Here is a 22,664-nt window from a genome sequence, read left to right on the forward strand (position 1 = left end):
GTCAGCGGTGCTGGTGGGAGGGGACCGCCGTGACGCAGCCGGATGACTGGGACAGCCGTACGCTGATCGCGCTCGCCGGCCGCCCCCGGGCCGCCCCCGGTCTCGTCACGGTGCTGCGCGAGGTGGCCTTCCGGTACGGTGACCGGCTCGGCGACGCCGAGCGTGCCGACCACGACGGCGAACCGCAGTGGCACCGCCGGGTCCGGCAGGCGTTGGACCGGCTGCGCGTCGCCAATCTGGTCACCGGTGGCCGGACCTGGTCGTTGACCGACGCCGGTCGGGCACGGGCTACGCTGCTGGCCGGCCACGGGCCGTCGTCCGGGCCGTCGTCCGTGCCGGCCTCCGACGGGTCGGCCGCCACCGGCGGCAACGACACCAACGGTGCGCCCGGTCCGGACCGTCCAGCGCCGCTCGCCGCGCCCGGGGTGATCACCGATCCGTTGCGGGCGGTCACCGGGCGGCAGCGCCTCGGCTTCCCACTCGGTCCGGACGAGCCGGTGCCGGTGCTGGTCGCGGTCAACCTGCACTTCGCCGGTGGGCCGCAGCGCGCCACCGAGCAGTTGGCCGGACTCTGGTTCCGGGTCACCGCGGGTCGGCACCCCCGGCCACTGGCCGGCGAGTACGTCGTCGGGGAACTCAGCGTCAACCAGATGAAGCGGCTGGTAGCGGCGGACACCGTGGTCGGCGATCCGCATCAGCGCAGCGTGCACAGAATCTGGCCGGACTTTCCCGTCCGACCGCAAATCGACGTCTCGGCGGCCACCATCAAGGCGGACGCGGCCCGGCGGACCTTCAACGCCACCGGCGAACGGATCGTCTGGGCGGTCGTTGACTCGGGCATCGACGCCCGGCACCCGCACTTTGCCAGCTACGCGACGCTCAGCGCACCCGAGGTCCGCGACCTGCACCGCAACTTCCCGCCCGGGGCGCGACCCCGGGTGGGCGACGCGCTGACCGACGACAGCGGCCACGGTACCCACGTCGCGGGGATCATCGCCGGCGGCGTGGACGACTGGGTGCGCCGGCATCCGCAGCGCACGGTACGAGTGATCGAGCACCGCTACGACATCGACGATCCGGCCGTTCCGGTCCCGGTGTCCCGTCCGGTGGTCGACCCGGCCTCGATGGTCGGTGTCGCGCCGCTGACCAGGTTGGTCAGCCTGAAGGTGCTGCACGGTGGGGGTGATCTCACCGAACGGGTGTCCCGGGTGATCGCCGCGCTGGCCTACGTACGCGAGGTCAACGCGCGCAGCGACCGGGTGATGCGCATCCACGGGGTCAACCTCAGCGTCGGGTACGAGTTCGATCCGGAGTGGTTCGCATGCGGCCAGTCCCCGCTCTGCCGGGAGGTGGACAAACTGGTTCGGTCCGGGGTGGTCGTGGTGACCGCCGCAGGGAACTCGGGGTACGGCGCGGTGGGCGCGCCGTTCGGCGTACCGTCGCGGTTCGCGCTGGGTGCGACGATCAACGATCCGGGCAACGCCGAACGCGCGATCACGGTCGGGTCGACACACCGCGACATGCCGCACACCTACGGGGTGTCCTACTTCTCCTCGAAGGGGCCGACCGGCGACGGCCGCCGTAAGCCGGACCTGGTCGCTCCCGGCGAACGGATCGTCTCCTGCGCGGCGGGCGCCCGGCTGACCACGACCGAGGACGGCGGCCCGGACCCGCACACGGCGGTCTACCTGGAGGAGTCCGGTACGAGCGTGGCGGCGCCACATGTCTCCGGTGCGGTCGCTGCGTTCCTGTCGGTGCGTCGGGAGTTCATCGGCCAGCCGGAGCGGGTCAAGCAGATCCTGCTCGACACTGCCGTGCCGCTCGGCCGCGACCGGCACTTCCAGGGCCACGGGCTGGTGGACCTGATGCGGGCACTGCAGTCGGTGTGACCACCGGTGGCGGCGGAAAGGGGCCCGATGACGGACCGACGGATCGGCGGTCTCCCGTGGTGGGAGCTGCGCTTCGACGCCGCAGGGGATCCGGACCCGGTGTCGGTGACCGGGCTGCTGTCCGGTGCCCGTGCCCGTGGCGTCACCGATCTGGTGGTGCTCGCGCACGGCTGGAACAACGATCGGGATGTCGCTGACGCGCTTTACGCCGCCTTCTTCAATGTGCTCGCCGGCCAGGTGCGGCGGGCGGGACCATGGGCGGAGAGTATCGGGCTGGTCGGCGTGCACTGGCCGGCACGCCGGTGGCCCGACGAGCCGGCACCGGACTTCGAGCCGGCCGGCGCGGCATCGCCCGGTCCCGGTCCGGCCGGGCTCGGCGGCGCAGCTGCCGGGGCAGGTCCGGTCGGCCGGCGTCGCGGCACGGGCCGTCCCCGATTGGCGGGTCTGGACGACGAGACGCTGAACGTGCTGCGGGCCACCTTCCCCGCTGGCGCTCCGGCCCTGGACCGGATGGCGCACCTGCTCCGCACCTCGCCCACCCGGCCCCGGGTGTGGGCCTTCGCCAACGAGCTCCGCCAGTTCGCGATGATGACCGCCGACGGTTGCGGCGACGAGGGCGACTCAGCACCGACCCGCCCGGAGCTGACGGAGGCCGAGGGACCTGTGGACGATCCGACTCCGGCCGGGCCCGCACCGGCGCTGCCCGCGATGCTCGACGTTGACCCGGTCATGTTGTATGCCCGCTTCCTCGACGAGTTGCGGCGCTGCCACACCCCGCTGGACGCGGCGGCGGTCGGCGGCGCGGCCGGGCTGGCGGACCCGCTGCGCGGAATCTGGTACGGGGCCAAGGAGGCGTTGCGGCAACTGACCTACTGGCAGATGAAGGGCCGGGCCGGTCGGGTCGGGCGGGTCGGCCTGGGGCCGCTGCTGACCCGGCTCGCCACGGTGGCACCGTCCGTGCGGATCCACCTGGTCGGGCACAGCTTCGGGGCCCGGCTGGTCAGCTTCGCCGCCGACGCGGCACAGCCGGCGGTCGGCGGCGCGGTTCGCCCGGTGCGGTCGTTGACCCTGCTGCAAGGGGCGTTCTCCCGGTTCGCCTTCGCCCCAGCGCTGCCGTTCGACCCGGTCCGGTCCGGTGCCCTGGCCGGCCTGCCGGCCCGGATCGACGGGCCGGTTTCGGTCTGCTTCTCGACCAACGACTTGGCCCTGGGCGTGTTCTATCCGCTCGCCTCGCTGGCCGCCGGGGATGACGCCGCCGCGGCCCCGGCGCTCACCGAGCGGTGGGGGGCACTCGGCTTCCACGGCGCCACCGGTGTCGGTGCCCGGTCGTTGCCGCTGGCGGCGGCAGGCCACGGGGGCAACCGACTTGAGCACCGGCGGGTCCACAACGTGGACGCCACCGCCGTCGTGCGTCGCGGTGGGCCACCGTCCGGCGCGCACAGTGACATCGTCCATCCCGAACTCACCTGGCTGGTCCTGGCGGCCGGCGGGCTGGTGCCGCCACCGGGCTGAGTGAATGAGCGTCACGTACGCGGGTCATCGGCAACCACGTCCAGTGTCAGTTGTGATTCTGCCTCTGCATAGCTATCCAGCCGGGTGTTCATCAGCTGCAGGACTGACTCCGGGTAGTCGATGGACGCTTTCCGGTGCTGATTTTGTCTCGTATGTGTTACATGCTGGGTGGGTATCGCATCGATTCAGACGCACCCACCGACGAAAGGCCCACCGCATGTCCGCACCACACCTGCGCCGGTCCGGGGTCGTCGCGCTCGCAACGCTGCTCGCCACGGTCCGACCCGGCCGCCGACGGCGTCTCCCACCGGTCCGTCCGACGCGGCGGCCCTTCCATTTCGACGCGTCGACCTTCCCGGCTGGAGCGGGCACAGCCTGTTCCAGCCGGGGTCGACCGTGCCCCGTCGGCGACTAGTCGAAGAACCGGGCGAGATGACCGGGTGCCGGGTCGGGTTCATCCGCGCGGGTGGCGACCAGATCGGCGAATACCGTGGCCCCGTCGCAGGAGGCGTGCTGGGGATACCAGCGTCCAGCAGTCCCCGGCTGCTGGCAGATGCCCTTGATCGTCTGCAGGTCGAAGAACCGCAGGTGGGTCGGATCCGCGACCGCGTTGACGTGTCGCCACCACGGCGAGAGCACATGTAGCACACCGCCGGGACGCAGTACCCGGTGGCACTCGTCGATCAGGCGCAGGTAGTCGGTCAGGTGCTCCAGCACGTGCACCGCGAAGATCTGATCCGCCGCGTTGTCGCGCACCGGCAGGCCGTCACGTAGATCGGCGACGATCGCCACCGCCTTGCCCGGTCGCTGGTCCAGGCCGATGTTGCCGGGGTACTGCGGGCCGTCGCCGCAGCCAATGTCCAGGATCACCGGCTCGGTGCCGGCGACCCGGACGCGGTCCCAGACCCCGTGTACCCCCGCCAACCGTCCGATCGCCTCGCGGACCCGACGCAGCGCCGCCTCGTCGGCGACGTCGCCGGTCAGATGCGCGACGCCACCATCGAACCGGACCTCGACGTCGAGGTCACGCAGCCGGGGATCGGCGGCCAGCAGATCGAGGGCGGTGGCGGTCAGGTAGCCGTCGTGCAACCGGTGCCGGGCGCTGGAGAACTCCGCGTAGAACACCCGACGCCGGTACCCGGCGTCGACCGGACGAAACACGCTACGTCCGCACCGCCCGTCGTGCGTCGGAGGTTCAACCAGGTCGGCCGAGCTCGGCCAGCAACTGCTCGGCGTTGACGAACCGCTCGGCGGGCAGCGCCCGTAGCGCCTGCAGCAACGCGGTGTCCGCGCCGAGTTCCTGGGCCCGCCGGAGCAGGTCCTCGCGGGAGAGCGGGAAGTCCAGGCCGTCGACGTAGTCGGGGAGCCGCGGTGCGTCGGTCATGGTGGCAGCGGTACCCGGCCCCGGGCCGGTCCACGCCTGCCCGCCGGACATCAGGTGACCGGAGCCCGGTCGCGCGACCGGCTGTCACCGGTCCGAGCTCACTCCACCCGGGTGACGCGGCGTCATCCGGGTGGCTGCCACGATCACCAACAGCTCAACCGGCCCGCGCCGGACGCCGGTACGAGGGGGGACGGTCATGCCGCGCGCAGTGGGAATCGACCTGGGCACCACCAACTCGGTCATCGCTGCGGTCTCGGGGGGCCGGCCCACGGTCGTACCGAACGCGACCGGGTCGCGGACCACGCCGTCGGTGGTGGCGTTCACCGAGGCCGGAGCCCTGCTGGTCGGTGACGCCGCCTGCCGGCAGGCGGTGCTCAACCCGTACGGTACCGTCCACTCCGCCAAACGTTTCGCCGGGCGGCGCTACGACGAGGTCGGCCGAGAGGCCGCCGAGGTGGTCTTCGACGTGGTCGGTGACGGCGGCCTGGCCCGGTTCGACGTCAAGGGCCGCCGGTACGCTCCGGAAGAGATCAGCGCGCTGGTGCTGCGCACCCTTGCCGACGAGGCTGCCAGAACGCTCGGTGAACGGATCGACCGGGCGGTGGTCACCGTACCAGCGCATTTCGACGACGCCCAGCGCACCGCGACCCGCGAGGCAGGCCGACTCGCCGGCCTGGAGATCCTGCGGCTGCTCAACGAACCGACAGCTGCCGCGCTGGCCTACGGGCAGCACCTGCGCCAGCGGCAGACGATCCTGGTGGTCGATCTCGGTGGCGGGACCTTCGATGTCAGCGTGCTGACCGCCGGTGACGGCACGGTCGAGGTCCGCGCCGCAGCCGGCGACACCCACCTGGGCGGTGACGACTTCGATCACCGTCTGGTGGAGCACCTGATCGCCGAGTTCCACCGGGACCACGGCATCGACCTGGCAGCGGATCCACAGACCCGGCGGCGGGTGGTCGAAGCGGCTCGGCGGGCCAAGGAGGAACTGTCAGCGGTCACCGAGGCGGAGGTCAACCTGCCGTTCGTCGCGTCCGATGCCGCGGGTCCCAAACACCTGCGGACCCTGATTGACCGGCCGTCGTTCGACGAACTTACCGGTGACCTGGTGGAACGCTGCCGCAATCCGGTGGAGCAGGCGATGCGGGACGCGCGGGTCGCCCCGGCGGACCTTGATCAGGTGCTGATGGTCGGTGGCGCGACCCGGATCCCCGCAGTGCGCGACCTGCTGCGTCGGCTGACCGCCGGTCAGGAGCCGCAGCTGCTGATCAACGCCGACGAGGTGGTGGCACTCGGCGCCGCAGTGCAGGCCGGGCTGCTCATCGGCACGGGCGGACCTGCCCGGTTGCGTGACGTCACGTCGCTCGCCCTCGGACTGCAGGCACATGACGGGACGATGGCGACGATCATCGAGCGCAACACCGCCATCCCGGTCCGCCGGACCCAGGTCTTCTCCACCGCGGAGGACGGCCAGACCAGTGTCGACGTCGTCGTCCGGCAGGGCCAGCGCCGACGGGCGGCGGACAACCGGATTCTCGGGCGGTTCCGGTTGTCCGGAATCCGGCCGGCGCCGCGTGGGGTTCCCCGGATCGAGGTCACCATCGACACGGACGCCGACGGACTGGTGACGATCTCAGCGCGCGACGCCGACGGCGGTAGCCGTCAATCGATCGTGGTGACCGAGATCGTCGAGCCACGGTCGCCGGCGGGCGACGCCGGGCCGGTGGCCGCCGCCACCGACCCCGCCGGGGATCTGGAGTCACTGATCGAGTTGGTCGAGCAGGAACTGACCGGACCGGCCACCGGAGTGCCCGCCCACGAGCGCACCCGGGCCCGGATGCTTCTCGACGACGCCGGGGGCGCGTTGCGTGAGCACGCCCCGGTGGAGCGGCTGCGGACGCTCGCGGCGGAGCTGCGACAGGTCGCCGTCGTACTCGTTCCGGCAATTACTGATTCCGTTGGTCGCACCGAACGTGACTAACTGATCAACCGGCCGGCCGCGTGTTCCGTTGTCGAGCCGTGCGTTCAGTCACCGGGGCGCAGTGCATCAGCCGCCGCCGAGTCGATCGTCCGTTGTCGGCGGTTCGCCGCAGCACTGCCAAATTGTTGGGTGCCGGCGGCGCGGGCCGCCCGGCCGCGCGGTCCGGTGCCACGGCTGCTTCCCGGGTCCGGCCGGCCGGCACCGGGTCGTCCCAATCGGGTCGTGCCCGCCCGGCCGGTCGACGGGCCGGTGGCTGCGTGCCGGGCCGGCGGCAGTACTTCCTCCTCTTCGACCGGAGTAGCCAGCTCACTGCGGGCCCTGGGCAGCCAGTCGGGATGGTGCCGGCGGAGGAACGTGAAGAGGCCCTCGCGTAGCTCGCACCGCAGGTCCCACGAGCTGGGCGCGTCGGCGGCCGAGGCGAGCAGCCGTATGCAGATGGTCGTCTCGGTCGCGTCAACCACCTGCATCACCCACTCCCGTCGGTCCCACAGAGCGGAGGCGTCAACGATGCGGTGCGCCTCCGCCCGCAGCACGTCGATGTCGGCGGTGAAGTCCAGGTGCAGGATCACGCTGCCCAGCACCTGCGCCTCGTTGCGGGTCCAGTTCTGAAACGGGGTGGTGGTGAAGTAGGATGTCGGCAGGATCAGCCGGCGGTGGTCCCAGACCCGTACCACGACATAGGTGAGCCGGATCTCCTCAACCCGGCCCCACTCCTCGTCGACCACCACGACGTCGTCGAGGCGCAGTTCGTCGCTGAAGGCGAGCTGCAGCCCGGCGAACACGTGGCCGAGCACCGACTGGGCCGCCAGGCCGGCCACCACCCCGGCCACGCCGGCCGAGGCGAGCAGAGATGCGCCCAACGCCCGGAGCTGGGAGAACGTCATCAGCGTCGCCGCCAGCGCGACGATACTGATGATCACTGCGGTGAGCCGGCGGAGCAGACCGATCTGGGTACGGGCGCGTCGCCGCCGTCGGTTGTCCGCCATGTCCACCGGCAGCCGGCGGAACGCGGTGTCCTCGAAGACGAACAGGATCCGGATTACCAGCCAGGCGCCGGCGTAGATCAGCGCGAGCAGCAGGATGTGCAGTGCTTCGTCACGGACCTCGCCGGTGATCCCGCTGAACGGCACCGCGAGCAGCAATCCGGTGACCAGCAGCGCGGCGCTCCATGGCCGGTAACATTCCCGGTGCAGGGTGTTGAGGAACGGTGCGACCCGGCCGCGCGCCGCGTGCCGGACCACTCTGCCGGATAGCCACGCCAGGGCCAGCGAGCCACCAACCGCGACGACCACCGTCGCCACTGCCCGACCCAACTGCTCGTCCCACACGGCCCGGTGACCTCCGTCCGCCGCCCCGGTCAGCTACCGGGTTCCACGGTGATCCGGTTCTCCACGGCGGTGACTCCCGGCGCCGACCAGGCAATCCGCTCCGCCTCCTCACGCTCCAGCCAGGAGCGGACCACCCCCTTGACGATGACCCGGCCACCGTCGGTGTCGACGGTGACCTGCCGGGCGTCGGTGGCGGCGCTGCGCACCAGCGCGTCCTCGATGCTGCGTCGCAGTTGCGGTGCGGAAGGGTTGATCCGGGGACGGACGGCGATCAGATTCGTCACCCCGCGTACCCCGGAGAGCCGGCGTACCGCACGCTCCGCCGCTCGGCGCTGGAACTCCCATTCGACCTCGCCCTTGAGCGTGACCCACCCGTGAGCGACGGTAACCTCGAGCCGTTCGATCGGAACGAACGCGTCCCACTCCAGCGCCCGGGTGGCGGCGCCAGCGACATCGGCGTCGGTCCGCTCCGCTGAGCTGGGCAGTCGTACCTCGATGTCGTTCGCGACCGCGGTCACCCCACGCACCCGGTGAGTGGTGCGCTCCGCCGCCCACTTCTTGCCGTAGTTGTCGACCCAGCCCAGCAGTGTCACCACGCCCTCCAGTACGGTCACGCCGATCTCGTTGGGCTGGACCCGGGCGTCCCATTTGAGTTCCTCGAGGACGTCACGCTGGATCTCCTCGTCCGTACGCACCGTCGCGGCGGTCAATTTTCCTCCAACGAATGTCGTCGTGCCGGGCTGCCGGTGGACTCAGAGCAGACGTAGTTCACGTGCCCGGCGTACGGCCTCCCGGCGGCGGGGGGCACCGAGCTTTTGGTAGATGTTGCGGACGTGGGTCTTGACCGTGTTCACCGACAGGAACAGCTCGGCGGCGATCTCACCGTTGGACAGCGTCCCCTGCAGGTACCGCAGTACGGTCAGTTCCCGGTCGGTGAGCGGTTCGGCCAGCGCCGGTGCCGGACGGTGCCGATCGGCGTGTCGCCGACCGGCACCGTCGACGAGATCGTTGACAAGGTTCCGGTGCCGGGTCGGTGAGTCGAGGTGCTCGACCAGCAGATCCCGCGCGGGGGAGCCGGCGTGGTTGAACACCAGCCGGTGATTGTCCGGCGCGGCCAGGTCGAGCACCTGTTCGAGCAGCTCGCGGGCTCGACGTTGGTCACCCATCCGATGGGTGGCGACGGCCGCGACCAGCCCGGCGGTCAACCGTTCCAGCAGGGTCACCGGCTGGCGTTCCGGCCGCGTCACCAGCGGGTCCGCCGGTGATCCGCCGTCCGGCGCCGACCACTGGGGCAGCACTGCCAGCGCATCGGCCGGTTCGTCGGTGAGCAGATGTAGCCGGGCCAGTGCGATCGCCACCGCCGGTGCTCGCTCGTCGTGGCTCCCGGCCAGCAGCAGTTCCCGGGCGCCGTCGAGGTCACCACAGGCCATCCGGGCCTCGGCTAGGGCCAGCCAGCGCAGCCGGCTGTGCTGGCCGTCGGGCGGCTCCCGGTCCATCGGCGCCGTCGTCAGCAGACCAGTGACCGCGGCGAAGTCCCCCTCCGCCTGTCGAAGCGCGGCCTGGACCACCGGGAGCAGCCCGGTGACCGTTCCCGGTGTCCCGGGCACGATCAGCGCTGCGGCCAGATCCAGCTGCCGGGTCGCGTCCGGCAGTTCGTCGCGGTACAGGGCGACCAGGGCGAGCGCAAGATGGGCGGCTGCGGCGTGGCCGGCACACCGACGTCCCGGGCAGGCCGTGGTGACCAGGGTCTGCTGGGCGGCGTGGTAGGCGGCCGTCAGCTCACCCCGCCGGGCATGCAGCAGCGCCAGTTGACCGGCGGCGTACCGGGTCGGGCAGCCGTACCCGTCGGTCGCCGGGGCGGTGACCAGACCGGTCAGCACCGCCTCGGCGCCTGCCAGGTCGCCGCGACCGAACCGGACCGTTCCGAGCATCGCCTTCGCCACCGTGTCTGCCCGCTCACCCCGGGTCTGCGTGTCCCCGGCCGGTGCACCTGCGGTCGTCGCGGCCAGACCGGTGGTGGCCAGCAACTCGTCGGCGTGGCTCAGCGCCTCGTCGTACCGGCTCCCGTCGATCGCGACCACGATCCGGGCGGCGATGCTGGTCGGTTCCTGTGGGCAGATGTCGGGCGGCGGTCCGGCCGCCGGCCGGCCAGCGGTCTCCAACCGGTCGACGGCGGCAGCCAACGCCAGGCCCGAATGGCCGGGGTCCAGGCCGGTGGGCAACGGGGTGTGCCGGGCGTCCTCGTGACCGCAGAGCAGTAGTTCTGGCCAGTGCTCGTCCACCAGTCGGTTGGCACCGGACAGGTCACCGCAGGCCAGCCCGTGCCGGACCGCCGCCAGCGGCCGGCCGTGAGCGCGATGCCACCGGTACGCCCGCTCGTGCAGCCGCGGGATTTCGTCAGGGAACCGGCTGCTCAACTCGGCGTACAGCACGTCGCTGAGCATCCGGTGACAGCGGTACCAGGTCGGGTCGCCGCCTGCGGCGACGATGAAGCCGGCGGCGTCGCGGGCGGCTGCGGCCAGCTGCTCCTCGCCGTCGTCACGCCCGGTCAGTTCGTCGGCCAGGGACCCGCAGACCCGGTCCAGCACCGAGGTACGGACCAGCGTCTGATGCGTCAGCGCGGCCTGCCCGGCGAGCACCTCGGCGGACAGGTAGTCGGCGGCCGGATCGGGATCGGCGCCGACGTACTCCCGTACCGTCGTGGGGCCTTCGCCGGCCTGCAACACCAGACTGGCCAACCGGACCCCGGCCGGCCACCCCTCGGCCCGGTGGTGCAGTTCGCGGATCTGCTCGGTGGCCGGGCCGAGACCCTGCGCGTCGACTAGACGGGCACTCTCGGTCAAGGTCAGCGCAAGCTCGGCGGCCCGGATCTCGGTCAGCTCACCGGTCAACCGGTACCGGTGCAGCGCGAGCGCAGGTTCGGTGCGGCCGGCCACCACCAGACGCAGTCGCCCACGGCAGTGCCGCAGCAGGAATTCGATTCCCCGGACCACCTCGGGATCCGTGACGGTGTGCGCGTCGTCCAGCACCAGTAGGACCGGCTCCGGCTGAGCGGAGATCACCGACGCGAACCGGGGCAGGAAGAGTTCGGGATCGGCACGGCCGGGAGCGGGCGGTGCGGGCCGGTCCGGGTCCCGGCGGGCCGTCTCGGCGGCGAGCGCCGCGTGTAGGTACGACCAGAACCGGTCGCCGCGGTCGGTGGACTCCAGGGTCAGCCAGATCGCACTGCCCCTGGCCCGTCGACCGACGAACCAGCCGGCCAGCAGCGCGGTCTTGCCCCACCCGGCCGGTGCGACCAGCAGCGTCAACGGGCCACGCGTACCGACCTCCAACCGGGCGGTCAGTCGTGGCCGATCCAGCAGACCAGCCGGTGGATCCGGCGGGGCGGTCTTCGACCCGAGCAGTGGCGCCGAATCGAGGTTCGTCGGAGCGGTCAGCCGGAGCGCGCGATGCTGTCCCGCTACGGTTTCCTGCCCGGCTGTGCGCATCCGCCACTCCCGTCGCTGTGCCGGCGGAGCTTGCCTGTGCGCCCCGCCGGCCCTGACTGTGTTTCGCGGGTGGCGTTCCCCAACCTGTCCGGTTCTAACGCGCCATCGTCGCAGCGGACCATCCCGGTCGAGTGACCTTGGCTCATCCGGGTCGGCACCGGCATCGGGCCACGGACCGGGGGAGAAAGGTGCTCGGTTGTCCGATTTTGTCGGTGGGGACTTTCCCCGTTGGCGGACTCCGGCCGGCAGGCCCGCTCCGCGCTGACATATCAGTTTTTGTCCCTCCCTACCGGGTACCCGGTGCACATCCGGCCGTAGTGTCGGCTCAGCGCAGGGGGTGCGCCGTGAACGACGTTCCGTCCACGCACACCGAGCAGCACAAGCCGCTGCGGATTGCCATGATCGTGCCGCCCTACTACGAGCTACCTCCGCCCGGCTATGGCGGCGTCGAACAGGTCTGCGCCGCTCTGGTCGACGCGTTGGTCGCCCGGGGCAACGAGGTGACGCTGTTCGGAGCCGGCAGTCGGACCGGGACCGCCGCGAACTTCGTCAGTACCGTCCGCGAGTTGCAGGCCGACCGGCTCGGTCACTCACTGCCGGAACTCGTGCACCTGGCCCGGGTGGACCGGCTCATCGAGGACGACACCTTCGACGTGGTGCACGACCACACCACCGTCGGTCCGCTCGCCGCCGCCCGTCGGCGGGTACCGACGGTGGTCACCGTGCACAACTCGCCGGACGGCGAGCTGGGCGAGTATCTGCGCGGTATCGACCGGGCCGTCGCGTTGGTGGCGATCTCGTACGCGCAGCGCCGAGTGGGCAGCGGCCTGCCGTGGGCGGCGACCGTGCACAACGGGCTGGCCGCCGACGTTCGGCCCAAACCGGTGCCGGCCGACGGCCCGGTGTTGTGGCTCGGGCGGTTCGCGGCGGACAAAGGCCCGGACCTGGCGATCGAGGCCTGCCGTACAGCCGGTGTGCCGCTTGTTCTTGCCGGCAAGGCGACTGAGCCGTCCGAGCGACGCTATCTCGAGGACGTCGTCCAGCCGATGCTCGGCCCCGACGTCGAGCTGCTGGTCAACCCCGACCGGCAGCGGTGCTGGCAACTGCTCGCCGAGGCCCGGTGTCTGCTCATGCCGATCCGCTGGGAGGAACCGTTCGGGATGGTGATGCTGGAGGCGATGGCCTGCGGCACCCCGGTCGTCGCCCTGAACCGCGGTGCGGTGCCGGAGGTGGTGCGCCACGGCGAGACGGGGATGGTCTGCACCGACCCGGCCGAGCTGCCGGAGGCCATCGAGCGGGTTGGGCAACTGGACCCGCAGGTGTGCGCTGAGCACGTACGGTTGTCGTTCTCGCCGGACCTGATGGCGTCCCGGTACGAGCGGATCTACCACCGGTGGAAGTACGCGATGTCGCTCGCGGTGCCGACTGACGGCGAACCGGAGCCGGCGCAGCGACTGGAGCACGACCTGCTGCCGCTGGCGGTCGACTGCTGATCTGGCGGGTGCGGGCGGCTGGGTAGCCGCCCGCACCAACCCCGACGGCGGGCGGTCCACTGCCTGCGACTGCGCGACCGCCCAGGTGGCAGTTCGTGACCAGCCGCGTAGGGTGGAGCACGAGCAACGGTCCCGGTGCGCCTGTCCGGGCCCGTCGACTGGGACAAGGGAGTGAGGCCTGGCTGGTGAGCACCGCCGAAGTTGCGGACTGGGAACCGGGCGACGGGCGGGTCTGCACACCCGAGCCGACGGCGACGGCGGCTTCCGGAGCTGTCCCGTTCGGTGCCACGGCTGATCCCCGACCGCGGCACGGGGAGCCGACCACACCGCCCACCGCAGCTCCCAACGGACCGGCCGGGCAGACTACCGTCGACAACTTCCGCGAAGGGCTGCTGATCTGCGACGGTGCCGGGGTGGTCCGGCAGCTGGACGCCACCGCCCGACGGCTGCTGCCGGAACTGGTTCTCGGGCAGGTGGCCGCCGCCAGCGGCATCGCCGGGCTGGACCTCGTTACCTTCAACAGCTTCGCTGCCGCGGAGCTGACCCACCATGGGCATCGGCTGCGGTTGCGCCGGGTTCCCCTGACGCACGACCGGATTGCCTGGTACGTCGACGATACGACCGAGCCCACCGCGCGCGCCGACGCCCTGCTCGCCGAGCGGGCCCGTTGGATGTTCCTGGCCAACGCCAGCCAGCAACTCGGCAACCCACTGCATGAGGACCGGGCGGCTCGGGCCGCCGTGCGGCTCGCGGTGCCGACGTTGGGACAGTTCGCGGTGCTGGTGGTCGCACCCCGCCGTGGTCGCGCCCACTGGTGGCGGGCCAGCGACCCGGGCGCCGGTGGGAAGCCACCGGTCGACGGTGGCACGATCGCGGTGGACGAGTTGCCGCCGGCGTTCACCGAGGCGTTGCGTGGCGTCGAGGCGACGTCCCTGGACTGGCTTGCCGAGCAACTCGTCGACCTGGGTTGGCTGTTCCCGCCGCCAGGCCGGGACTTCGCCGTACGGGTCGCCGCTCTGCCAGGCAGCACGCATCCGACTGGTGTGCTGCTGGTCGCCCGACCCGGTCCGGTCGGGTACGACGACGCCGATCTACACCTGTTGCGGGGGTTTGCCGCCCGCGCCGGCTCGGCGCTCGACGCCGCGGTGCTGTACCGCCACCAGGCGGAAATCGCGGAGACCCTGCAGGCTAGCCTGTTGCCGGCGGTGCCCCGACCGGTGCCGGGTGTGCAGTGGGGCACCGCGTACCGGCCGGCCCCGTCGTCGCTGCGTATCGGCGGCGACTTCTACGGCGCATTCGACCTGCCCGACCGCGAGGTACTGTTCTTTCTCGGTGATGTCTCCGGTAAGGGCGTTGAAGCGGCGGTGTTCACCGGTCAGGTACGCCAGGCGCTGCAGGCGCTGCGTAGTGTCGAGACCGATCCGAGACGACTGCTCCGGCTGCTCAACGAGTCGGTCCTGGAGACGACTCAGGCCCAGGGGCAGGGCCGGTTCGCGACGATGGTGCTCGGGTCGGCCCGTCCGGGCCGCGACGGTGGTCTGACGCTCACCCTGGCCGGTGGTGGTCACCTTCCGCCGTTGCTGCTGCGCGGCGACGCGACGGTGCAGACGGTGCCGCTCAGCGGCATGCTGATCGGCGTGGTCCCGCAACCGCGGATCGGTCAGTTGACCGTCGACCTCGCGCCCGGTGAGACGTGCCTGCTCTACAGCGACGGGGTCACCGAGGCCCGTGGCGGGCGGTACGGCATCGAGCAGTACGGTCTGGACCGGCTCACCCAGGCGCTGCAGGGGTGTCATCAGATGCCGGCGCCGGCACTCGCCGAACGGGTGGAGCAGTTGGCGGGGGACTGGCTGGCCGGCCGCGAGCACGACGACATCGCCGTGCTCGCGATTCGTGCTGAGCCGGCCGGCCAGCGGCAGCGGGACCGGCGTCTGCCCGCCGGGCCCGGCCCAGGGCCGGAGAACCGACGGTAGTGGTCGCCCCGTCAGCGGTCGAGGTAGGTGGCGCGTACCCGGCCCTGCTGGCCTGCCTGGCGGCCGCAGACGAGGTCGCGGCGCTGGCGTTGGCTGACGAGTTACTGGAGGCCGGGGTCCCGGCCGAGTCGGTACTGCTGGATCTGATCGCGCCGGCCCAGGTCCAGGTCGGCCGATGGTGGCAGCGCAACGAGTGGTCGGTGGCCCAGGAACACGCGGCGACGCACATCAGTGAGTTGATGGTCGCTGCGGTCACTACCCGGGCCGCACCCCGGCCACACCGTGGCAGGGTGATCGTGGCTTGCCTGGACGGGGAGTGGCACGCGCTGCCTCCCCGACTGGTCGCCGAGGTCCTGCGGCTGCGTGGCTGGCAGGTCACCTTTCTGGGCGCAAGTGTGCCGGCCGTGCACCTGATGACCTATTTGCACCGGCACGACCCGGTGGCGGTGGCACTGGCCTGCGCATTGCCGATGCGTCTGCCGCAGGCGCATCGCACCATTCAGGCCTGCCAGCGGGCCGACGTGCCGGTCCTGGTCGGCGGCCGGGGCTTCGGACCCGACGGCCGGTGGGCCCGGGCAATGGGGGTGGCGTGGGCTCCGGACGCTCGGGCCGCGGCGGACCTGCTCGCCGACACCGACGGTGACCTGGTCCGGACGGTCGGGGCGACCAGCCGGCTCGGCGGCGAGGAGTACGCCGCGCTGGTAAGCCGGCGTGCGGAGATTATCGACGTCGCGCTGGATGATCTGCGGCACCGGGAACCGTCGACGGCCGGCTACACCACCAGGCAGTGGGACGCGACGGTCGCCGATCTCGGTCACCTGGTGGACTTCCTTTCCGCTGCGGTCTACGTGGACGACTCCACGTTGTTCGTCGAGGCCGTCGACTGGACGACGGAGGTACTCGGGTCCCGCAGCGTCCCGATGACGGGCATGCAACGTACTCTGAGTGCATTTGCAAGCACATTGAGTGACTCTTCTCGGGCCTGTCGGTTTCTGCTCGACGGCCGGCGAGCCCTTGACTCCTGTGATCGAAGGTGATTTCACGGGCGGGGCCGACGGATTCGATGGCTGGCGGTTGATCGATCTGTCCCTTGTGTGGCACTAGTCGCGAGCATGTTCACCGACTGTTCCCAAAAACGGGCGCAAAGTAATTAACGCAATAATAATCGCGTACTGGCGCAAAAGACATTTAGCTATACCAAGCGCAACTTATCTTCCCTATCCTTCGGGTGTATCCCAGGGATTGAGGAGGTGGCGACATGCGTGACAACGATTGGCTGTGATCCCGGACCTGTTCGATGGACGGTGAGTTATGAGACGCTAACGCGAGGCTCATGTGGATGAAACTGTCCAGACGAGAAGTGAGGCGACGACGACGGTGCGTGGCGACGGGGTGAATCGGCGACTGACGCCGCTCGTCGGGCTCATTGTCTGCTGTGGCCTGGTGGCGATGGCATGGGCGGTGTCCGGGATCGGCGCACCGCTCAGCCTCCCCGCCCTCCACTACCCCCTGGTGCTCACCAGCCTCGTCGCCGTGGCGAGCGGCTGCACCGTACCGATCCGGATCCGAACCCCGCAGGGCATCTCGCCGACCAGTGCTGCGGTGCTGGTGTCGGTCGCGGTGCTGCCGGTGCACTGGGTCGTCGTGTGCACGGCCGTAGGCGTGGCCGTCGGGCGTTCCGTCGCCCGGTCGGCGCCGGTCAAGGTGGCGTTTGCCACGGCCAAGGAATCGATCGGCGCGCTGGCTGCGGCGGCGGCAGCGACGTGGGCCGGTCTCGCGCCGGTGCTGGGCGGCACCAGCCACCTGACCCGGTCCTGGACCGTCACCGTCGTGTCGCTCTGCGTGGCGGCGCTGGCCTACGCGGCGGTCGACGAGACGTTGCCGGTGCCGGTGGTCGCGCTGGCGGATCGGACGTCCTGGCAGCGGGTCGTGCGCCGGGGTGCTCGGATGCGGGCCGGTGTGAAGGTCGCCACGTTGCTGCTCGCCCTGGCCACGGTGGTCGTGGTGGCAGTCGACGCACGCCTTCTGGTGGCCACCCCGTTGGCGGTCCTGCTGCTGCACTCCAACTTTCGACGGCGCCTGCATTTGGCCGAGGAACGGTCGGCCTGGCGGCAGCTGGCCGAGACCACCGACGCCCTCAACAACGTGGACCTCGATGCGGTACTGCGCACCGCGTCGTCCGGAGCCGCGCGGCTCTTCTCGGCCCGAATCGTCGAGATTGAGTTCCAGCACGGCCCGCAGCGACGCCTGGTGCAGGGCGATGAGCACGGCCTACGGTACGACGGTCCGGTGGATCAGGCAGGGCCCGGTGTCGACGGCGACCTAGTGACGGTACCGCTCGGCGCCACCGGTGACGCCGAGCAGGCCGCCGGTGCGCTGCGGCTCGCCCTCGCCGGCGCGGGTCTGTCCGACCGCGAGCGTTACACGTTGCGTACCTTCGGTGCGGCGCTGACCACCGCGATCCGCAACGCCATCGCCTACGCGCAGGTGATCGACCTTGCATCCCGGCACGAGCACGACGCCACCCACGATCCGCTGACCGGGCTGGCAAACCGTCGATACCTGCGGGAACGCCTCACCGCAGCGTTGGCCGACCGGCGCAGCCTGCCGCGTACCGCCCTGGTTTTGATCGATCTCGATCACTTCAAAGAGGTCAACGACACGCTCGGGCACTCCGCCGGTGACCAGGTTCTGGTGGAGGTCGCCCGGCGACTGGACCGGGCCGCCGCCGGTGACCTCGTCGCCCGACTGGGTGGCGACGAGTTCGCCATTGTGCTCACCGGACACGCGGCACCGGCCCGCGCCGAGCACCAGGCGGCGCGGATCCTGCAGGTGCTGCGTGACCCGATGGACCTCGACGGGATCCGGATTAGCCTGCGGGCCAGTGCCGGACTGGCCACGGCGAACGGCAACGCCAGCACCGAGGAGCTGCTGCGGCGGGCGGACGTGGCGATGTACCAGGCCAAGGAGAGCGGCCGCGGGCTGGCCAGGTACGACCGTAGCCGGGACACCGCTGACCCGGACCGGCTGGCCCTGCGCGGTGAGCTTCCCGCGGCGCTAGCCAGTCACCGCTACGCGGTCGGCTTCGACCCGATCGTCGATCTCGGCAGCGGATCGGCGGTCGCCGCCGAGGCGGTGGTGCGATGGGGCAACACCGACCTCGGTGACCAGCCGGCGGCCGGGATGCTTGCGCTGGTCGAGCGCTCCGGCTGGCTCGCCGAGTTCACCCGGGGGATGTTTGACCGGACGCTCGCCGCCACCCGGCTGCTGCGGGACGCCGGCTTCGTGCTTCCCGTGTCCATCGGCATTTCCGCGCGGAGCCTGCTGGATCCCGGATTCCCCGCCGACGTGCGAAACCGGCTGGACATGCACCGCGTGCCAGCCGACCAGTTGATCGTCGAACTCACCGAGACGACCGGGATCAGCTGCCCGGACATGGCGCTGAGCGCCCTGCACCAGCTGCACGACGACGGGGTGCGGATCGCGTTCGCCGGATTCGGCACCTCCGACGCGCCGCTGTCCGCGCTGCTACGCATTCCGGTGCACCTGGTGAAGGTCGACCATCGGCTGCTCGCGGTGCCGGAGAACTCGCCGGCGGCGCTGCGGTCGCTGGTCGGCCTGGGGCGCGACCTCGCACACACCGTGGTCGCCAGCGGCGTGTCCACCACCGGGCAGCGACGAACGCTGTGGGAGCTGGGCTGCGCCGCCGGTCAGGGCAGTTTGTTCGGTCCGGCCGCCGCCGACGTTGACGAGTTGGTCTCGATGCTGCGTCGCGGCCGCGACGGGGTCGTCGGCGCGTTCGCCCCGAGCTTGCATCCGGGGGCGAACATCGTCCGGATGCCGCGGCTGCGTCGGGCCGGATCAGGGTGACAGCGGGCCAGACCGGGTCATCGCGGCGGCATCCGGACCGGGGCACCGTCGCTACCGACCGGATGGCGGTGCTCCGTCGCGGTGCGGTCGTCGTCCGCTCTGGCGGCGACGACGTCGACGGTGTGCCGTGCATTGTCCTGTCCGGAGAACGGCCAGAGCAGGTCGGCCCGACGGGCCAACGCGGAGAGCTGCTCGACGGTCAGCCCGCAGGAGGCGACACTGGCCCGCACGTCGGCGCGGTACCGGCCGTCGGGGTCGCGTCGTAGCCTGGTTTCGGCGTGCACCTCGACGGTGTGCGACTCGTCGGTGATCTCGGAGGCCGCCTCGACCGCCGCGTGGTGCAGGCAGGACGCGAACGCCGCGGCCAGCAACTGCTCCGGGGTGAGACCGCCGCCGTGCGGAGCCAACGGGGAGGCGAGCCGGCTGGAGAACTCACCGTCGTCGGTACGGACCCGACCCGCTTCGGCGGTTGCCGAAGCCTGGTGGACCCAGGGTTCCGAAGCACCCATCACGCCTCCTCCGCGTCCTGCCCGGCGGCTGCGTACCCGTGGGCGACCCGGCGAAACGCGGGGTGACCTGGCTGGTCGGTCGGCGACACCGAGATCGGACCGGTGGCGAGGCGGGGCCGGGCAAGCGAGGAAGGCGGTGGCGACCACCAGCGGCTATCGTTGACGTTTCGTCAACGGAGATGTTCTCGTCACCGAGGTTTTCGTCGACGGATCACCACAAGAAAGAAGACGCCTTTGCGGCGTCTGACTCTGACAGTCAACAGCAAGGGGGCACACTTGTCAAGTGCGGTGCAGGCAGCTGGGCGTGACAACATCAACGGTGTGGACCAGACCGTCACGGACACCGACCGGCCCGAGGGCCTGGACCGGGCCGCCGACCTCGCCGCGGAGCAGCAGTACGTCACCATGCTGCACGAACAACTGGACGCCCTGCGGGGGATGGCGCAGCAGCGGCTCGTGGCCGCGCTGCGGCAGACCGGTGGCACGCCGCAGGCGCGCTCCGAGCGCGAGGCCACGGTGGCGCTACACACCGAACGGATAGCGCAGTACAGCGCGGTGGAGAACGGACTGTGCTTCGGTCGGCTCGATCTGACCGACGAGGGACACCGCTACATCGGCCGGATCGGACTCTTCGACGAACAGGGCGACTACGAGCCGCTGCTGATCGACTGGCGGGCCCCGGCCGCCCGTCCCTTCTACCTGGCGACCGCTGCGGCGCCGGACGGCGTCCGCCGTCGCCGGCACATCCGTAGCCGGCTGCGGACCGTCATCGCGATCGACGACGAGCTGCTCGATCTGGAACTCGCCCGGGACCATCGGACGAGCACGCTGACCGGTGAGGCGGCGCTGTTCGCCGCGATCACCGCCGGTCGTACCGGACGGATGAAGGACATCGTCCAGACCATCCAGGCTGAACAGGATGAGATCATCCGGGCACCGGTGGACGGGGCGCTGGTGGTCCAGGGCGGCCCGGGCACCGGTAAGACCGCCGTCGCGTTGCACCGTGCCGCCTACCTTCTCTATACCCACCGCCGGGAGCTGTCCAGCCGCGGCGTGCTGGTGGTCGGGCCGAACGCGACCTTCCTGCGGTACATCGCTCAGGTGCTGCCGTCATTGGCTGAGACCGGGGTGCTGCTGCGCACCCCCGGTGAGCTGTATCCCGGGGTGCGCGCGACCCGGACCGAACCGGACCGGGTCGCGGAGATCAAGGGCCGGGTGGCGATGGCCGAGGTGGTGGCAGCCGCGATCCGGGACCGGCAGGAGGTGCCGGACGAGCCGGTGCTGGTCGAGGTGGACGGCCACCAGCTGCGGATCACCGCGCAGATCTGCGCCGAGGCCCGCGAACGTACCCGCCGGTCGGGACGGCTGCACAACCTGGCCCGCCCATTGTTCGACACTGAGATCGTGCACGCGTTGGCCGATCAGATCGCCGACGAAATCGGCATTGATCCGTACGCGGACGATCCGCTCGGTGGGGACGACGCTCCCGGTGACCCACAGGTGCTGGCCGAGGCCGACCTCGCGGAGATCCGACGGGAGCTGCGCGCCGATGCGGCGCTGCGGTCGGTCCTGGACCGGTTCTGGCCGGTGCTGACGCCGCAGCGGCTGCTCACCGAACTCTTCGCCTCGCCCGAGCGGCTTACGGCCGCCGCCCCTGACCTCGATCCCGCCGAACGCGATGCGCTGCGCCGTGCCCCGGGCGGTGGCTGGTCCTCGGCGGACGTACCGTTGCTCGACGAGGCGGCCGAGTTGCTCGGTGTCGACGACAGCGCGCAGCAGGCACTCGCCGAGGCTCAGCGTCGCCAGCGGCTCGAGTACGCCGAGGGAGCCTTGGACGTGCTGCGCGGGTCGGAGTCCATCGACGTGGAGGACGAGGCGGAGCCGGAGATTCTCGGCGCGACCGACCTGCTCGACGCCGAGGCGCTGGCGACCCGGCAGGTGGCCGGTGACCATCGGACGGCTGCCGAACGGGCGGCGGCGGACCGTACCTGGACCTTCGGTCACATCGTCGTCGACGAGGCCCAGGAACTGTCCGCGATGGCGTGGCGCCTGCTGATGCGCCGCTGCCCGAACCGGTCGATGACGATCGTCGGGGATGTGGCACAGACCGGGGCGTTGGCCGGCGCGGCCTCCTGGGCGCAACTGCTGCGGCCGTATGTGGCGGACCGCTGGAGGCTGGCCGAGCTGACGGTGAGCTACCGCACTCCGGCCGAGATCCTGGCGGTGGCTGGTCAGGTGCTCGGCGCCATCCATCCCGCCGCCTCGGTACCCCGGGCGGTCCGTGAGTCGGGCGTGCCGGTTCGGTGGGAGCGGGTACCCCGGGCCGACCAGCTCGTCGACCGGCTGGTCGAGCTGATCCGGGCGGAACTGTCCGCGGTCGGCGACGGCCGGCTCGGGGTGATCGTTCCGGTTGACCGGTACGACGGGTTGGTGGCGCCAGTACGGTCGGCGGTCGACCGGGTCGCGTCAGGCGAGCAGCCCGATCTCGAGTCGCCGGTGGTGGTGCTGACGGTCGCGCAGGTCAAGGGGTTGGAGTTCGACTCGGTCGTGGTGGTGGACCCCGCCGCGATCCTCGCGGACTCGCCACGGGGCCGGAACGATCTGTACGTGGCGCTGACCCGGGCCACCGCGCGGCTGGCGGTGCTGTACCCCGGGGACCTCCCGTCGATTCTCGGCTCGGCCGGCTCCGACGACGCTGGTCGGCGGGTCGGCTAGCAGGTCGGGTGGAGTGGCGGTCCGGCTCCGTGCGGCGCAGCGGGGGGAGCCCTCGTGCCGTTGCCGAACCGTTATTTGACCGGTCGGTGCACCCGGCTCGTCCACCAGCTGTGGACGAACCGGGTGCACCGCTGGCGGAAAAGGTGACAAACGCTGCTAAAACCGTGCAAGCTCGGGTCCGTTTCCGATCGTCGGGATACGGCGGTGCCGGTGGGGCTGGCAGTGTCCAGAGGGCCAGCCGCGTAGGGTGGTGTACGGCAGCTGTCCGTAAGATGGCGGGCCGGACAACCCTCGGTGGCGTCGGCCCTCCCGGGCCGCAGTTGACGGACGTACCGCACGAACTCGACACAGTTGGGAGGTGGCCGGCGTGGAGAACCTGGCCTACCTGGATGCCGGATCTGGCAGCCTGATCGTCCAAGCGGTGGTGGCTGGCGCCGCTGGCATGGTCGTCGCGACCAAGCTCTACTGGCGCCGGCTGGTCAGCCGGTTCCGTAAGCAGCCCACCAAGAAGGACTGAGCGGC

At 71.2% G+C, this 22,664-nt stretch carries 14 protein-coding genes and 1 pseudogene; 9 read left to right on the forward strand and 6 right to left on the reverse strand.

The window, feature by feature from the left end; translation table 11 throughout:
* Nucleotides 1-29: 29 nt before the first annotated feature.
* Together ACFHWS_RS13600 and ACFHWS_RS13605 are read left to right on the forward strand one after the other, a co-directional pair.
* Nucleotides 30-1,889: a S8 family peptidase gene (locus tag ACFHWS_RS13600; RefSeq protein WP_416555179.1), complete on the forward strand. Its 1,860-nt coding sequence runs from the start codon at nt 30-32 to the stop codon at nt 1,887-1,889.
* Between the two features lie 27 nt (nt 1,890-1,916).
* Entirely contained in the window at nt 1,917-3,401 is a 1,485-nt protein-coding gene (locus tag ACFHWS_RS13605; protein WP_416555181.1) for a hypothetical protein, read from the forward strand.
* 411 nt (nt 3,402-3,812) lie between these two features.
* Here ACFHWS_RS13605 and ACFHWS_RS13610 read toward each other — a convergent pair whose 3' ends face one another.
* Nucleotides 3,813-4,562, reverse strand: coding sequence for a methyltransferase domain-containing protein (locus ACFHWS_RS13610; protein ID WP_416555183.1), 750 nt, complete (start codon nt 4,560-4,562; stop codon nt 3,813-3,815).
* A gap of 34 nt (nt 4,563-4,596) precedes the next feature.
* Nucleotides 4,597-4,785 carry a DUF2795 domain-containing protein gene (locus ACFHWS_RS13615; protein WP_416555185.1) on the reverse strand — a complete coding sequence of 63 codons (189 nt, stop codon included), beginning with the start codon at nt 4,783-4,785 and terminating at the stop codon, nt 4,597-4,599.
* Between the two features lie 196 nt (nt 4,786-4,981).
* On the opposite strand from ACFHWS_RS13615, the gene dnaK reads away from it, so the two are divergent.
* On the forward strand, nt 4,982-6,766 hold the full coding sequence (gene dnaK / locus ACFHWS_RS13620) for a molecular chaperone DnaK (RefSeq protein WP_416555187.1): 1,785 nt from the start codon (nt 4,982-4,984) through the stop codon (nt 6,764-6,766).
* A gap of 44 nt (nt 6,767-6,810) precedes the next feature.
* On the opposite strand, the gene ACFHWS_RS13625 is transcribed toward dnaK, so the two are convergent.
* Genes ACFHWS_RS13625 through ACFHWS_RS13635 form a run of 3 tightly spaced genes read right to left on the reverse strand, consistent with a single transcriptional unit; the run spans nt 6,811 to nt 11,582 of the window.
* Nucleotides 6,811-8,094 carry a mechanosensitive ion channel family protein gene (locus tag ACFHWS_RS13625; RefSeq protein WP_416555189.1) on the reverse strand — a complete coding sequence of 428 codons (1,284 nt, stop codon included), beginning with the start codon at nt 8,092-8,094 and terminating at the stop codon, nt 6,811-6,813.
* A gap of 29 nt (nt 8,095-8,123) precedes the next feature.
* On the reverse strand, nt 8,124-8,804 hold the full coding sequence (locus tag ACFHWS_RS13630) for a BON domain-containing protein (RefSeq protein WP_282230629.1): 681 nt from the start codon (nt 8,802-8,804) through the stop codon (nt 8,124-8,126).
* Between the two features lie 42 nt (nt 8,805-8,846).
* A complete protein-coding gene (locus tag ACFHWS_RS13635) occupies nt 8,847-11,582 on the reverse strand; it encodes a LuxR C-terminal-related transcriptional regulator (protein ID WP_416568297.1) in 2,736 nt (911 codons plus the stop codon).
* 398 nt (nt 11,583-11,980) lie between these two features.
* Between ACFHWS_RS13635 and ACFHWS_RS13640 the strand changes: the two genes are divergently transcribed.
* The 4 genes from ACFHWS_RS13640 (at nt 11,981) to ACFHWS_RS13655 (ending at nt 18,918) form a co-directional block, all read left to right on the forward strand.
* Nucleotides 11,981-13,075, forward strand: coding sequence for a glycosyltransferase family 4 protein (locus tag ACFHWS_RS13640; RefSeq protein ID WP_416555220.1), 1,095 nt, complete (start codon nt 11,981-11,983; stop codon nt 13,073-13,075).
* 185 nt (nt 13,076-13,260) lie between these two features.
* The gene (locus ACFHWS_RS13645; protein ID WP_416568298.1) at nt 13,261-15,048 is read left to right on the forward strand and encodes a PP2C family protein-serine/threonine phosphatase; all 1,788 of its coding nucleotides are present in this window, start codon (nt 13,261-13,263) and stop codon (nt 15,046-15,048) included.
* Nucleotides 15,048-16,085 (forward strand): cobalamin B12-binding domain-containing protein, encoded by a 1,038-nt coding sequence (locus ACFHWS_RS13650; protein WP_416568299.1) that lies wholly within the window; start codon nt 15,048-15,050, stop codon nt 16,083-16,085. Before ACFHWS_RS13645 ends, ACFHWS_RS13650 begins: the two co-directional genes overlap by 1 nt.
* Nucleotides 16,086-16,497: 412 nt before the next feature.
* Complete coding sequence (locus ACFHWS_RS13655) at nt 16,498-18,918, forward strand: putative bifunctional diguanylate cyclase/phosphodiesterase (protein WP_416568300.1); 2,421 nt, start codon at nt 16,498-16,500, stop codon at nt 18,916-18,918.
* 110 nt (nt 18,919-19,028) lie between these two features.
* Here the strand turns inward: ACFHWS_RS13655 and ACFHWS_RS13660 are convergent.
* A pseudogene (locus tag ACFHWS_RS13660) lies at nt 19,029-19,427 on the reverse strand (OsmC family protein); the annotation flags it as partial.
* Nucleotides 19,428-19,832: 405 nt separating this feature from the next.
* On the opposite strand from ACFHWS_RS13660, the gene ACFHWS_RS13665 reads away from it, so the two are divergent.
* Nucleotides 19,833-22,142: a HelD family protein gene (locus ACFHWS_RS13665; RefSeq protein WP_416568303.1), complete on the forward strand. Its 2,310-nt coding sequence runs from the start codon at nt 19,833-19,835 to the stop codon at nt 22,140-22,142.
* 358 nt (nt 22,143-22,500) lie between these two features.
* Nucleotides 22,501-22,659: a hypothetical protein gene (locus ACFHWS_RS13670; RefSeq protein ID WP_158632100.1), complete on the forward strand. Its 159-nt coding sequence runs from the start codon at nt 22,501-22,503 to the stop codon at nt 22,657-22,659.
* Nucleotides 22,660-22,664 lie beyond the last annotated feature (5 nt).

Source organism: Micromonospora sp. LOL_013, assembly GCF_048060315.1.
Lineage (GTDB): Bacteria > Actinomycetota > Actinomycetes > Mycobacteriales > Micromonosporaceae > Micromonospora_E.